Source organism: Streptomyces sp. NBC_00454 (assembly GCF_041434015.1).
Lineage (GTDB): Bacteria > Actinomycetota > Actinomycetes > Streptomycetales > Streptomycetaceae > Streptomyces.
Genome location: NZ_CP107907.1, coordinates 4207698 through 4222675, shown reverse-complemented (window position 1 = coordinate 4222675; position 14978 = coordinate 4207698). Strand labels below are relative to the sequence as shown.

Annotated in this window: 1 protein-coding gene; it reads right to left on the bottom strand. The window is 73.6% G+C overall.

Annotation, left to right across the window (positions count from 1 at the left end):
- Positions 1-16: 16 nt before the first annotated feature.
- On the bottom strand, positions 17-14800 hold the full coding sequence (locus OHU74_RS19650) for an SDR family NAD(P)-dependent oxidoreductase (protein ID WP_371617126.1): 14784 nt from the start codon (positions 14798-14800) through the stop codon (positions 17-19).
- Positions 14801-14978: the final 178 nt, after the last annotated feature.

Genomic DNA, 14978 nt, shown 5'->3' with positions numbered 1-14978 from the left:
TGGGTGCACCGGCCGGTCAGAGACCGAGTTCGCTGTCCATGAGGGCGAAGACCTCGTCGTCCGTCGCCGCGTCCAGGTCGAAGCCGTCGATCCCTCCGAAGGCCCCGTTCGCGCTCTCCCACTGGCCCGTGAGGGCCTGGAGCCGCTGGGCGACCTGGGATTTGACGTCCTCGCACAGGGACGAGCCGTTCAGGGCCGCCTCCAGGCGGTCCAGCTCGTCCAGCACGGACAGGTTCTGCGTCGGCGCCTCCTCGACCTTGAGCTCCTCCTGGAGGAGCCGGACGAGGGCGGTCGGGGTCGGGTAGTCGAAGACGAGGGTGGCGGGCAGCCGGACCCCGGTGGCTTCGGTGAGCTTGTTGCGGAACTCGACCGCCGTGAGGGAGTCGAAGCCCGCGTCCTTGAAGGCCCGGGTCGCGTCGATGGTGGCCGGGTTGGAGACACCCAGGACGCCTGCGACGTGACCGCGCACCAGGTCGAGCAGGAGCTGTCCGCGCTCTTCGGTGGACTTGCCCGCGAGCCGCTGGGCCAGGCTCTCGCCCTTGGCCGCGGTGGCGGCCTTGGCGGCCCGGCGGGCCGGGCGGATCAGGCCGTGCAGGATGGCCTGGAGGGAACCGCCCGCCGCCTGGGCGCGCAGTTCTCCGAGGTCGAGACGGGCCGGCATCAGGGTCGCTTCGGACGACAGCAGGGCCGCGTCGAAGAGGGCCAGGCCCTCGTCGTTCGGGAGCCCCAGCATGCCGCCCCGCTTGCCGCGCTGGAGATCGGCGTCCCCGAGGTGCGCGGTCATTCCGGTGGCCTCGGCCCACAGGCCCCAGGCGAGGGAGACGGCGCTCAGGCCACGCTCGCGCCGGTACTGGGCGAGACCGTCCAGGTAGGCGTTGGCCGCCGCGTAGTTGCCCTGGCCCGGCGTGCCGAACACACCGGCCGCCGAGGAGTAGAGGACGAAGGCCGTCAGGTCCAGGTCCCGGGTCAGTTCGTGCAGGTTCCAGGCCGCGTCCACCTTGGGCTTGAGGACCGCATCGAGCCGCTCGGGGGTGAGGGCAGAGATGATGCCGTCGTCCAGGACGCCGGCCGTGTGGACCACCGCGGTCAGCGGGTGCTCCGCCGGGATGGACTCCAGCAGCGCGGCCAGTGCCTCGCGGTCGGCGGCGTCGCAGGCCTCGATCCGTACGGAGGCTCCGAGCCCGGCCAGCTCCTCGCGGAGCTCGACCGCGCCCTCGGCCGCGGCGCCGCGACGGCCCGCCAGCACCAGGTGCCGTACGCCGTACTCGGTGACGAGGTGGCGGGCGACGAGCTTGCCCAGGGTGCCGGTGCCGCCCGTGATCAGGACCGTGCCGGCCGGGTCGAGGGAGGCGAGGTAGGTGTCCCCGACGCGCGGTTCACGGCCCAGTCGGGGCGCCGTGGCCACACCGGCGCGGATCGCCAGCTGCGGTTCCCCGGAGCCGGCCGCCGAGGCGATCAGCTCCCGGGTACGGGGGTCGTCCGTACCGGTGTCCAGGTCGACCAGGACGATCCGGTCGGGGTGCTCCGCCTGGGCGGAGCGCACCAGGCCCCACACCGCCGTACCGGCCGGGTCGGTGACTCCGCAGACCGCACCGCGGGTCGTGACGACCAGCTGCGTGCCGTCCAGGGCCGACTCGGCGGACCAGGCCTGGAGCGCACCGAGCACCCGGGCCGTGACGGCGTGGGCCCGCCCGGCACCGGCCGGCTCGGCGGCTTCGGTGGTGTCGAGCAGCAGGATCCCCGGCGCCGTGGTGGCGGCGGCCGCGGCTCGTACTCCGGCGGCGTCGGTGACCGTGGTCAGCTGCGTCCGCTCGGCGCGGGGCAGGGAGACCCGGTTCCACTCGATCCGGTAGAGCGCTTCGTGGACCGGAGCGGAGGCCGCACCCAGTCCGGCGGTGGAGACCGCCCGCATGACGAGGGCTCCGATGCTGGCGACGGGGACGCCGGTCTGGTCGGCGATGCTCAGCGACAGGCCGTCTCCGGCGGCCCGGACCGCCCGGACCCGCAGCGCGGTGGCTCCGGCGGCGTGCAGGGCCACCTGGTTCCAGGCGAACGGGAGCCGGGTGGTGCCCTCTTCGGCTTCGGCGGCGCCCAGGAAGCTGGTGGTCTGGAGGGCGGCGTCGAGCAGGGCCGGGTGGAGGCCGTACCGCTCGGGCGCCTGGCCCTCGGGCAGGGCCACCTCGGCGTAGACCTCGTCGCCCTTGGTCCAGACGGCCTGGACCCCCTGGAAGACGGGGCCGTACGTGTAGCCCGCGGCGAGCTGGCGGTCGTAGAAGTCGCTGACGTCGGTGGCCTGGGCGCCGGCCGGCGGCCAGATTCCGAAGTCGAAGCCCGCGGGCTCCTGCACCGCCGTGAGGAAGCCGCTGACGTGGCGGGTCCAGGCCGCCTCGGGGCCTTCGTCGGGGGCCGCCGAGTACACGGCGACCGGACGGCGGCCGAGCTCGTCGAGTCCGGCCACGGAGACCTGGACGCGGACCCCGCCCTTCGCGGGCAGGACCAGCGGGGCCTCGATGACCAGCTCGTCGATGGTGCCCGCGCCGGCCTCGTCACCGGCCCGGACGGCCAGTTCGACCAGGGCCGCGCCGGGCACCAGCACGGTGCCGGAGACCACGTGGTCGGCCAGCCAGGGCTGGGTGCGGGTCGAGAGCATCCCGGTGCCGAGCACCCCGCCCGTCTCGGGCAGGTGGAGCCAGGCGCCGATCAGCGGGTGGTCGGCGCCGACCAGGCCGAGCGAGCCCGCGTCACCCGCGGCGGCCGAGTCCTCCGGCCAGTACCGCTCGCGCTGGAAGGCGTACGTGGGCAGGTCGACCCGGCGGGCACCGGCGCCGGCGAAGACCGCCTGCCAGTCCACCGCACGGCCCGTGGAGAACAGCACCCCGATCGCCGCGAGCAGCGTCTCGGTCTCCGGGCGGCCGCGGCGCTGGAGCGCGGCGAGCCGCAGCCCTTCGGCTCCGTCGACCCCGTCGAGGATCTCCTGGGCCAGGGCCGTGAGCACCCCGTCGGGGCCGGCCTCCAGGAAGGTGGTGACGCCCAGCTGGTGCAGGGTGCGGACCCCATCGGCGAAGCGGACGGCTTCGCGGACGTGGGAGACCCAGTAGTCCGGGCTGGCCAGCTCGGCGGCTTCCGCGACCTTGCCGGTGACGTTGGAGACCACCGGGATCCGCGGAGCACCGTAGGTCAGGCTTGCGGCGACCTCGCGGAACTCGGCGAGCATCGGGTCCATCAGGACCGAGTGGAAGGCATGGCTCACGGTCAGCTGCTTCGTCTTGCGACCCAGCTCCGAAAGGGTCGCCTTGACCGCGAGGCACTCCGCCTCACGACCCGAAATCACCACCGAATTCGGCCCGTTGATCGCGGCGATCCCGACACCCTCACCGAGGTACGGAAGGACCTCGGCCTCGGTGGCCTGGACCGCGACCATCGCACCGCCGGACGGCAGGGCCTGCATCAGACGGCCACGAGCCGCCACCAGACGCGCCGCGTCCGCAAGCGACCACACACCCGCGACATGCGCCGCGGCGAGCTCACCGATCGAGTGACCGGCGACGAAGTCCGGACGCACACCCCACGACTCGACCAGCCGGAACAGCGCCACCTCCACCGCGAACAACGCCGGCTGGGTGAACTCCGTACGGTGCACCGCGTCTTCGTCGTCCCCGAACAGAACCGACTTGAGCGAGCGGCCCAGGTGCTGGTCCAGCTCGGCCGCCACCGCGTCGAAGGCCTCGGCGAAGACGGGGTAGGACTCGTGGAGCTCACGGCCCATCCCGAGGCGCTGGGCGCCCTGCCCGGTGAAGAGGACCGCCAGGCGGCCGCCCGTCACGGACTGTCCGGCCGTGTGGCCGGCGGCGACGGCCCGCAGGGCTTCGACCGCGCCCTCGCGGTCGGCCGCCACCACCACCGCGCGGTGTTCCAGCGAGGCGCGGGAGGTGGCCAGCGAGTAGGCGACGTCCACCGCGGAGAGCGAGGACTGCTCCTCGACCCGGTCCGCGATCCGGCCGGCCTGCGCCCGCAGCGCGTCGGCGGACTTCGCCGACACCACGAACGGGACGGGCTGGTCGGCCGGCTCCACCTGCTCCACGAGGGTCTCCTCGGCCGGGGCCTCCTCGATGATCACGTGGGCGTTGGTGCCGCTCACGCCGAAGGAGGAGACACCGGCCCGGCGGGCACGCTCGCCGCGGACCCACGGGCGGGCCTCGGTCAGCAGCTCGACGGCCCCCGCCGACCAGTCCACCTTGGGGGTGGGCTCGTCCACGTGCAGGGTCTTGGGCAGGACCTCGTTCTGGAGGGCCATGACCACCTTGATGATGCTCGCGACACCCGCGGCGCCCTGGGCGTGGCCGATGTTGGACTTGAGCGAGCCCAGCCACAGCGGCTGGTCGTCGTGCCGGTCCTGGCCGTACGTGGCCAGGATGGCCTGGGCCTCGATCGGGTCGCCGAGCGCGGTGCCGGTGCCGTGGGCCTCGACCGCGTCGACGTCCTGCGGGGTGATCCCGCCGTTGGCCAGGGCCTGCTGGATGACGCGCTGCTGGGACGGACCGTTGGGGGCGGTCAGACCGTTGGACGCGCCGTCCTGGTTGACGGCCGTACCGCGGATCACCGCGAGGACCGGGTGGCCCTTGCGGCGGGCGTCGGAGAGCCGCTCGACGAGGAGCACGCCGACGGCCTCGGCCCAGGCGGTGCCGTCCGCGGAGGCGGAGAAGGCCTTCACCAGGCCGTCCGCGGCCAGGCCGCGCTGGCGGGAGAACTCCACGAAGGTGTCCGGGGTGGCCATCACCATCGCGCCGCCGGCCAGGGCCATCGAGCACTCGCCGGAGCGGATCGCCTGGACGGCCATGTGCAGGGCGACCAGGGACGAGGAGCAGGCGGTGTCGACGGAGAGGGACGGGCCCTCGAGGCCGAGCGTGTAGGAGACGCGGCCCGAGGCGACGCTGCCCGCCGTACCGGTCAGGCGCATGCCTTCCAGTTCGGCCTGCGAGGTCTGGAGCTTGACGGTGTAGTCGTGGCTGATCAGACCGGTGAAGACGGCAGTGTCGGTGCCCCGCAGTTCGGCCGGGTCGATGCCGGCCCGCTCGATGGCCTCCCACGAGGTCTCCAGCAGCAGCCGCTGCTGGGGGTCCATCGCGGTGGCCTCGCGCGGGGAGATCCCGAAGAACGCGGCGTCGAAGTCGGCCACGTCGTGCAGGAACGCGCCCCGGTCGACGTAGGACTTGCCGAGCGCCTCCGGGTCCGGGTCGAAGAGGCCGTCGAGGTCCCAGCCGCGGTTCTCGGGGAAGCCGCCCATGACGTCGGCTCCGTCGGCGACCAGCTGCCACAGCGCCTCCGGCGTGTGGATGCCCGCCGGGAAGCGGCAGCCCATGGAGACGATGGCGATCGGGTCGTCCTCGTCGGCTCCGGCGCCGGACACCGCCTTGGCGGCCTGGGCCCGGACAGCGGCCGGCTGGTCGCCGACCCCCAGCTCGGTGAGCAGGTGGCGGGCCAGGGCGACCGGGGTCGGGTAGTCGAAGACGACGGTCGCGGCGAGCCGGACGCCCGAGGCGGAGCTGAGCCTGTTGCGCAGTTCCACGGAGGTCAGCGAGTCGAAACCGGCGTCCTTGAAGGCGCGTTCGCCGTCCACGGTGTGTGCGGCGGAGTGGCCGAGCACGCTCGCGGCCTGCTCGCGGACCAGCTCGAGCAGTACCCGCTGCTGCTCCTCCTGGGAGAGTCCGGCCAGGTCCTGGGCCAGCGAACCGGCCCCGGCCGCAGCCGACTTGGCCGCCTGGCGGCCCTGGCGGACCAGGCCCCGGAGCAGTACGGGTACGGGCTCGCCGACGGAGCGGGAGCGCAGGCCCGGGATGTCGAGCCGGGCCGGGACGAGGGCGCCTTCGGCCGAGCGGATCCCGGCGTCGAAGAGGGCCATGCCGATCTCGGCGGTGAGGCCGAGCATTCCGTCGCGCTTATTGCGCTGGAGGGCCGCGCCGTCGAGGTTCTCGGTCATGGCGCTACTCTCGGACCAGAAGCCCCAGGCCATCGAGACGGCGGGCAGTCCGAGGGTCCGGCGGTGGCGGGCGAGGCCGTCGAGGTAGCCGTTGGCCGCCGCGTAGTTGCCCTGGCCCGGGTTGCCGAAGACGTTGGACGCCGAGGAGTAGAGGACGAAGGCGGCGAGGTCCAGGCCCTGGGTGAGCTCGTGGAGGTTCCAGGCCGCGTCCACCTTCGGGCGCAGCACGGTGTCGACGCGCTCGGGGGTGAGCGCGGAGATCACGCCGTCGTCCAGGACGCCGGCCGTGTGGACCACGGCGGTCAGCGGGTGCTCCGCCGGGATGGACTCCAGCAGCGAGGCGAGCGCCTCGCGGTCCGCGGCGTCGCAGGCCTCGATCCGTACGGAGGCTCCGAGTTCGACCAGCTCCTCGCGGAGCTCTGCCGCGCCTTCGGCGGCCGCACCGCGACGGCTGGTGATGATCAGGTTCTCGATGCCGTGCTCGGTGACCAGGTGGCGGGCGGCCAGCTTGCCCAGGGTCCCCGTACCGCCGGTGATCAGCGCGGTACCGGCCCGGTCGAGCTCGCGCGGGACGCTCAGGGCGACCTTGCCGATGTGCCGGGCCTGGCTCAGGAAGCGGAAGGCCTCGGGTGCCTTGCGGACGTCCCAGACCTTGACGGGCAGGGGCTGCAGGGAGCCCTGCTCGAAGAGGTCGACCAGCTCGCGCAGGATCTCCTGCACCCGGTCGGGGCCCGCCTCGACCAGGTCGAACGCCTGGTAGGCGACGCCCGGGTAGGCGGCCGCGACCTCCTGCGGGTCGCGGATGTCGGTCTTGCCCATCTCGAGGAACCGGCCGCCGCGCGGCAGGAGTTCGAGCGAGGCGTCGACGAACTCGTGGGCGAGGGCGTCGAGTACGAGGTCCACACCGCGCTGTCCGGTGGCCTCCAGGAAGCGCTCCTTGAACTCCAGGGTGCGGGAGTTGCCGATGTGCGCCTCGTCCAGGCCGTTGGCCCTGAGGGTGTCCCACTTGCCGGGGCTGGCGGTACCGAAGACCTCGGCGCCGAAGTGGCGGGCGATCTGTACGGCCGCCATGCCCACGCCGCCGGCCGCGGCGTGGATCAGCACCGATTCGCCGGAGGTCAGGCCGGCCCGGTCCTTGAGGCCGTAGTAGGCGGTGGTGAAGACGATCGGAACGGTGGCGGCCTGCTCGTACGTCCAGCCGGCCGGCATCCGCACCAGGTTGCGGTGGTCGGCGAGCGCCTGCGGCCCGAAGCCGTCGCGCAGCAGACCCATGACCCGGTCGCCGGGGGCGAGGGAGGTGACCCCGGGGCCGACCTCCAGGACGACACCGGCGCCCTCGCCGCCGAAGGAGGCGCGGCCCGGGTACATCCCGAGGGCGATGAGCACGTCGCGGAAGTTGAGACCGGCGGCGCGGACGCCGACCCGGACCTGGCCTTCCGCCAGCGGCTCCAGTACCTCGGGGCTGGGCAGCAGTGCCAGGTTCTCCAGCGTGCCGGTGGCGGTGACGTCCAGGTGCCAGGCATCGGTGCCGGCCGGGACCGCGAGGGTCTCGGAGGATGCGATGTGGGCGAGGCGCGGGGCGGTGGCACGGCCCTCGCGGATCGCGAGCTGGGGTTCGCCGGTGGCGACGGCCGCGGCCAGGGCGGTACGGGACTTCGGGTCCTCGTCGAGGGCCACGAGGACGATGCGGTCGGGGTTCTCGTTCTGTGCGGAGCGCACCAGGCCCCAGACCGCGGAGGCGGCCATGTCGCGCTGCGGGTCGCGGGTGACGACGACGAGCTGCTCGTCCTGCGCCGAGGCTTCGGCGGACCAGGTCTGGAGCGTGCCGAGGACTTGGGCGAGCAGGCTGCGGACTCCGGCCGGGGCCTCGTCGCGGGCGCCCTTGGTGAAGTCGGCACAGGTGAACGCGGACTCCGCTGCGGGCTCCCCGTCCTCGGCCGTCTCGACCGGGGACCAGGCGACGTGGAAGAGGGCGTCGTGCAGGGGCGTCCGGGCGGCGCCGAGCTGGTCGGCGGCGACCGGGCGGAGCACCATCGACCCGATGGTGGCCACGGGGGCACCGGTCTGGTCGGCGAGTTCCAGGGCGACCCCGTCGCTGCCTTCGGCGACGGCCCGCACCCGCAGGGCGGTGGCCCCGGAGGCGTGCAGGGCGACCTGGTTCCAGGCGAACGGCAGCCGCGTCTGCTCGGCGTCGGCCTCCTGCCCGGGGCAGAAGGTGCTGGACTGGAGGGCGGCGTCGAGCAGGGCCGGGTGGAGGCCGAAGCGGTCGGCGTCGGCGCCCTGCGGGAGCTGGATCTCGGCGAAGACCTCGGCTCCGCGTCGCCAGACCTTCTGGATGCCCTGGAAGACCGGGCCGTAGTGCAGGCCGGCCGCCGCGCGGTCCTCGTAGAACGCGTCGGTGTCGATCTTCTCGACTCCGGCGGGCGGCCAGGCGGTGAAGTCGAAGGCGGTGGCGGTGGAGCGGCTCCGCTCGGCCAGGAAGCCGCTGACGTGCCGGGTCCAGGCGGCCTCGGGGCCGTCCTCCGGGGAGGAGGAGTAGAGGCTGACGGCGCGCAGGCCGTCCTCGGCCCCGGCGACGACGACCTGGACGCGGACGCCGCCCTTCTCGGGCAGGACCAGCGGGGCCTCGATGATCATTTCGTCGACCACTCCGCTGCCGACCTCGTCGCCGGCCCGGATCACCAGGTCGACGAGGGCCGCGCCGGGCACGAGGATCGTGCCCGCGACGGAGTGGTCGGCGAGCCACGGGTGGGTGCGGACCGAGAGCAGACCGGTGGCCAGGACTCCGCCGGAGCCCGGGAGGTGGGTGACCGCTCCGAGCAGCGGGTGCTCGGCGCCGGCCAGGCCCGCGCCGGTGACGTCACCGGCGGCGGAGCTGCCTTCGAGCCAGAACCGCTCGCGCTGGAAGGCGTAGGTGGGCAGGTCGACCCGGCGGGCGCCGGTGCCGTCGAAGACCGCCTCCCAGTCGACCGCGCGGCCGGTGGAGTAGAGCACCCCGAGGGCCGCGAGCAGGGTTTCGGTCTCCGGGCGGCCGCGGCGCGAGAGGGCGGCGAGCCGCAGCCCCTCCGCGCCCTCGGCCCCGTCGAGGATCTCCTGGGTGAGGGCCGTCAGGATCCCGTCGGGACCGGCCTCCAGGAAGGCGGTGACGCCCATCTGGTGCAGGGTGCGGACCCCGTCGGCGAAGCGGACGGCTTCGCGGACGTGGCGGACCCAGTAGTCGGGGTCGGCCAGTTCGTCGGCGCCGGCGACCTTGCCGGTGACGTTGGAGACCACCGGGATGCGCGGGGCGTCGTAGGTCAGGCTCTCGGCGATCTGCCGGAACTCCTCCAGCATCGGGTCCATCAGGACCGAGTGGAAGGCGTGGCTGACCGTCAGGCGCTTGGTCTTGCGGCCCAGCTCGACCAGCATGTCCTGGACGGCGAGGCAGGCGTCCTCGCGGCCCGAGATGACCACGGAGTTCGGGCCGTTGACGGCCGCGATCCCGACGCCCTCGCAGAGGTACGGGAGGACTTCGGCCTCGGTGGCCTGGACGGCGACCATGGCGCCGCCCGAGGGCAGGGCCTGCATCAGGCGGCCACGAGCCGCCACAAGACGCGCCGCATCCGCAAGATCCCACACACCCGCAACATGCGCAGCCGCCAGTTCACCGATCGAATGCCCGGCGACGAAGTCCGGTCGGACGCCCCACGATTCGACGAGGCGGTACAGCGACACCTCGACCGCGAACAGTGCGGGCTGGGTGAACTCGGTGCGGTTGACGGCCTCTTCGTCGCCGTCTTCGAACAGCACCTCCTTGAGCGTGCGCGGGAGGTACTGGTCCAGCTCGGCCGCGACCGCGTCGAAGGCCCGGGCGAAGACCGGGTAGGTCCCGTAGAGCTCGCGGCCCATGTCCAGGCGCTGGGCGCCCTGGCCGGTGAAGAGGACCGCCAGGCGGCCGCCCGTCACGGACTGTCCGGCCGTCTGGCCGGCGGCGACCGAGCGCAGGGCCTGGGTGGCGGCCTCGCGGTCGGCGGCGACGACTACGGCGCGGTGCTCCAGGGAGGCGCGCGAGGTGGCCAGCGAGTAGGCGACGTCCACGGCGGTGAGCGAGGCGTCCGCCTCGACCCGGTCGGCGATCCGGCCGGCCTGCGCCCGCAGTGCGTCGGCGGACTTCGCCGACACCACGAACGGGACCAGCCGGTCGACCGGCGCCGCCGGCTCTTCGGCGGCCTCGTCGGCCGGGGCCTCCTCGATGATCACGTGGGCGTTGGTGCCGCTCACGCCGAAGGAGGAGACCGCCGAACGGCGCGGCCGCTCCTCGGTACGGGCCCATGCGCGGGCCTCGGTGAGCAGTTCGACGGCGCCCGCCGACCAGTCCACCTTGCTGGTGGGCTCGTCGATGTGCAGGGTCTTGGGCAGGACGCCGTGGCGCATCGCCTCGACCATCTTGATGACGCCGGCCACACCGGCCGCGGCCTGGGCGTGGCCGATGTTCGACTTCAGGGAGCCGAGCCACAGGGGCTCGCGCTCGCCGCGGTTCTGGCCGTAGGTGGCCAGGATGGCCTGGGCCTCGATCGGGTCGCCGAGCGAGGTGCCGGTGCCGTGCGCCTCCACGGTGTCCACGTCGGCCGTGGTCAGACGGGCGTTGGCCAGGGCCTGGCGGATGACCCGCTCCTGGGCGGGGCCGCTGGGGGCGGTCAGGCCGTTGGAGGCACCGTCCTGGTTGACGGCGGAGCCGCGGACCACCGCGAGGACCGGGTGGCCGTTGCGGCGGGCGTCGGAGAGGCGCTCCAGGAGGACCACGGAGACGCCCTCGGCCCAGGCCGTGCCGTCGGCGGAGCCGGAGAAGGCCTTGGCCCGGCCGTCCTCCGCGAGACCGCGCTGGCGGGAGAACTCCACGAAGACCCCGGGGGTCGCCATCAGGGCGGCGCCGCCCGCGAGGGCCATGGAGCACTCGCCGCCGCGCAGCGACTGCGCGGCGAGGTGCAGGGCCACCAGGGAGGAGGAGCAGGCCGTGTCGACGGTGACGGCAGGGCCCTCCAGGCCCAGGGTGTACGAGACGCGGCCCGAGGCGACGCTGCCCGCGACGCCGATGCCGAGGTAGCCCTCGGTGCCCTCGGGGGCCTGCTGGACGTTGGAGCCGTAGTCGTGGTGCATGACGCCGCTGAAGACGCCGATGCGGGAACCGCCCAGCGAGGTGGGGTCGATGCCGGCCCGCTCGATGGTCTCCCAGGAGGTCTCCAGCAGCAGGCGCTGCTGGGGGTCCATCGCGATGGCCTCGCGCGGGGAGATCCCGAAGAACGCCGCGTCGAACTCGGCGACGTCCGGGAGGAATCCGCCGTGCCGGGTGTACGAGGTGCCGGTGTGGTCCGGGTCCGGGTGGTAGAGGCCCTCCAGGTCCCAGCCGCGGTTGTCGGGGAACTCGGTGATGGCGTCCGTACCGGAGGCGACGAGCTGCCACAATTCCTCGGGAGAGCTCACCCCGCCCGGGAGCTTGCAGCCCATGGCCACGATCGCGATCGGCTCGTCGGAGACGACCGGCTCCGGGTAGTCCACGGCGGGCTCGCCGGCCGGGGCGCCGAACATGCGCTTGCGCAGGTAGACGGCGACGGCCGTCGGGGACGGGTAGTCGAAGGCGAGGGTGACGGGCAGGCGCAGGCCCGACTCCTCGGTGAGGCGGTTGCGCAGCTCGACCGCGGTGGCCGAGGTGAAGCCGAGGGACTTGAAGCTGAGTCCGGTGTCGAGGGTGGTCAGGCCGGTGATGGTGCGGATCTGCTCCACGACCACGTCCAGCAGCTGCCGGTCCTGCTCGGTCTCCGGGAGGTCCTCGAAGCGGGCCTGGAAGGCCTCGGCGAGGTTCTCGTCGGGGGTGGCGGCCTTGCCGGCCGGGCGCTCGAAGAGCTCGGTCAGCAGCGGCGGGACCTCGCCCGCCGGGAGGGCGGAGACGTCCGGGCGGACGGCGACCAGGTGCGCCTGCGCCACGGTGTGCGCGGCGTCGAACATGGCCAGGGTCTCCTGGGTGGAGAGCACGCCCGCGCCCGTGGGCCACGTACGGCTGCCCGAGGCGGCCGCGGCGGCGCCGTGCCAGGGGCCCAGGGAGAGCGAGAGGGCGGGCAGTCCGGCCGCGTGCCGGTGGTCGCCCAGGGCGTCCAGGAACGCGGCGGCGGCGGCCGCGGCCCCGCTGCCGGGGGTGCCGAGCACGCCGTCGGCGGTGGGGATGACGAGGAAGGAGCCGAGCGCGATGTCCTTGGTGAGGCAGTGCAGGTTGAGCGCGCCCTGCACGGCGAGGCTGCGGCCGCGCAGGTCGGTCAGGGTCTCGCGGCCCGCGGTGTGCACGATCGCGGTGAGCGGCTGGGCGATCTTGCCGAGCAGCTTGGCGACGGCCTTGCGGTCGGAGACGTCGCAGGCCTCGAGCCGGATGTCGGCCCCGCCCCGGGCCAGTTCGGCGCGCAGGGCGGCCGCGGCGGAGTCGGCCTTGCCGCCCTCGCTGACCAGGACCACGCGCCGGGCGCCGTAGACGGCCACGAGGTGGCGGGCGACGGCTTCGGCGGCCACGCCGTCGGCGCCGGTCAGCAGCACGGTGCCGGTGGTGTCGGGGGCGGCGGCCGGGCCGGAGGCGGCGGTGGCGCGCACCAGGCGGGGGCGCAGGAGCACCCCGTCGCGGACGGCGGACTGTGCCTCCTGGGAGGCGAAGGCCAGGGCCACGGCGCGGGCGGCGGCCTCGTCGGGCCACTCCTCGGGTCCGAGGTCGACCAGGGCGAAGCGGTCGGGGTGCGCGGCCTGGTAGGAGCGCAGCAGGCCCCAGACGGCGGCGTGTTCCATGCCGGTCAGCTCGTCGTCGTGGCCGGTGGCGACGGCGTCGCGGGTGGCGATCATCAGCGGCACCATGGCGGTGCGCTCCTCGGCCAGCCAGGCTTCGAGCGCCAGCGAGACGCGGGCCACGAGGGCTTCGACGGCCTCGCCGCGGCGGGCGGCGGTGGGCCGGTCGGCCTCGCCGAGCATCAGCAGGGCCACGTCCGGGAAGGAGACTCCGGCGGCGAGGTCCTCGACGAGGGCGTCGAGGGCGTCCAGGTCGCCGAGGCCGTCCACGTCGGCCAGGCCGGCGAGCCCGCCGAGCGGCAGGTAGGTCTGCACCTCGTTGCCCAGCGCCTCCAGGCCGGAGGCGAATTCGGTGCCGGCGATGTCGCCCGCGACGGCCCAGTGGCCGGCGACGAGCTGCGGCGCGGGCACGGACGGCAGGGGCAGCCAGTCGATGCGGAAGAGCGACTCGTAGCGGCCGCCGCCGGCGGCGAGCAGCCGGGCCGGGCGCTCCAGCAGGACGTGGCGCATGGTCTTGCCCGAGGCGGTGCGCGGGATCCGGTCGATCTCGTACAGCTCTTCGGGGATCTTGAAGTAGGAGAGGTTCTCGCGGCAGGCCTCGAACAGCCGCTCGTGGTCGATGCCTTCGGGGCCGGGGACGATGAAGGCGACCGGGACTTCGCCGAGCACCTCGTGGGCCTTGCCCGCGACGGCGACGTCGCTGACGCCGGGCACGCCGCGCAGCACCTCCTCGACCTCGCCGGGGTGGATGTTCTCGCCGCCGCGGATGACGAGTTCCTTGATGCGGCCGGTGACGGTGAAGTAGCCCTCCTCGTCACGGCGGGCCAGGTCGCCGGTGCGGAACCAGCCGTCGCGCAGGGCGGCGGCGGTGGTCTCGGGCTGGTTGTGGTAGCCGACCATCACGCTGGAGCCCTTGACCCAGACCTCGCCCTCCTCGCCGGTGGCCACGTCGGCCCCGGTCTCGGGGCTGACCAGGCGCACGCCGAGGCCGGGGACGGGAAGGCCGCAGGAGCCCTCGACCCGGGCGCCGGTGGGCCAGTTGATGGTGATGGAACCGCAGGTCTCGGTGGAGCCGTAGGCGTCGAGCAGCGGGGCGCTGAAGACCTCTTCGAAGGAACGGCGCAGCGCGGCCGTGGTGATGGCCCCGCCGACCAGGCACATGCGCAGCTCGGGGGCGGTGAACCCCTGTTCGCGGGCGGCCTGGACGAGGTAGTGGTACATGGTCGGGACGCCGGCCAGGAAGGTGGCCGACTCCTCGCGGACCGCGTCGAGGATCTCGTCGGCGGAGAAGCCGTCCACGATGCGCGCGGTGGCGCCGACGGCCGTGACGGCGAGGACGGCGACGATGTGCGAGAGGCTGTGGAAGAGCGGCAGCGGCCACACGACCCGGTCCTCGGAGGAGAGCCCGGGGATGGGTGCGTAGCAAGCGGCCACGGACCAGAGGCAGTTGCGCTGCGTGGACAGGACGCCCTTCGGCTTGCCCGTGGTACCCGAGGTGTAGAGCATCCAGGCGACGTCGTCGAGGCCGAGGTCGTCGCGGGCCGGCTCGGCCGGCTCGGTGGTGGCGAGGGTCTCGAAGGAGACGGTGCCGACGGGGGCTTCGGCGGGGACGCCCTCGGGGCCGGTGACGATCACGCGGAGGTAGGGGCGGTCCTGGACCAGCCGGGCGACGAGCTCGATGCGCGAGGGCTCGGTGATGATGACGCGGGCGCCGCTGTCGTCGAGCAGGTAGGCCAGCTCGGACTCGGTGACGCGGGGGTTGAGGGGGACTCCCACTCCGGCGGCGCGGGTGATGGCGAGGTAGCTCTCGACCACCTCGACGCTGTTGCCGTGGAGGATCGCCGCCCGGTCTCCGGGCTGGAGCCTGAGACCGGCGAGATGCCCTGCGAGCCTGCGTGTGCGCGCCTCCAGTTCGGCGTGGCTCACGCTCCGCCGGGCGTCACTGTAGGCGACCTTCGTCCCGAAACGATCGGCATTCGCCCCCAGCAGCTCTGGCAGCGGCCGGATCAATTCGGTTCGCAGCATGGCTCTATACCTCTCGTCGAAAGACAACTCGATGCAGACATCTCGATACGGGAGGCATCAGCGTCACACGCATTCGATTCGAGGTTCCCACTATCGATCCCCTACGACCCCCCTATGTTGACGAACAAAGGCGACTCGGGGTAGGGGTAGCAGGTTCAATGCATCGGTAATTGCTTGA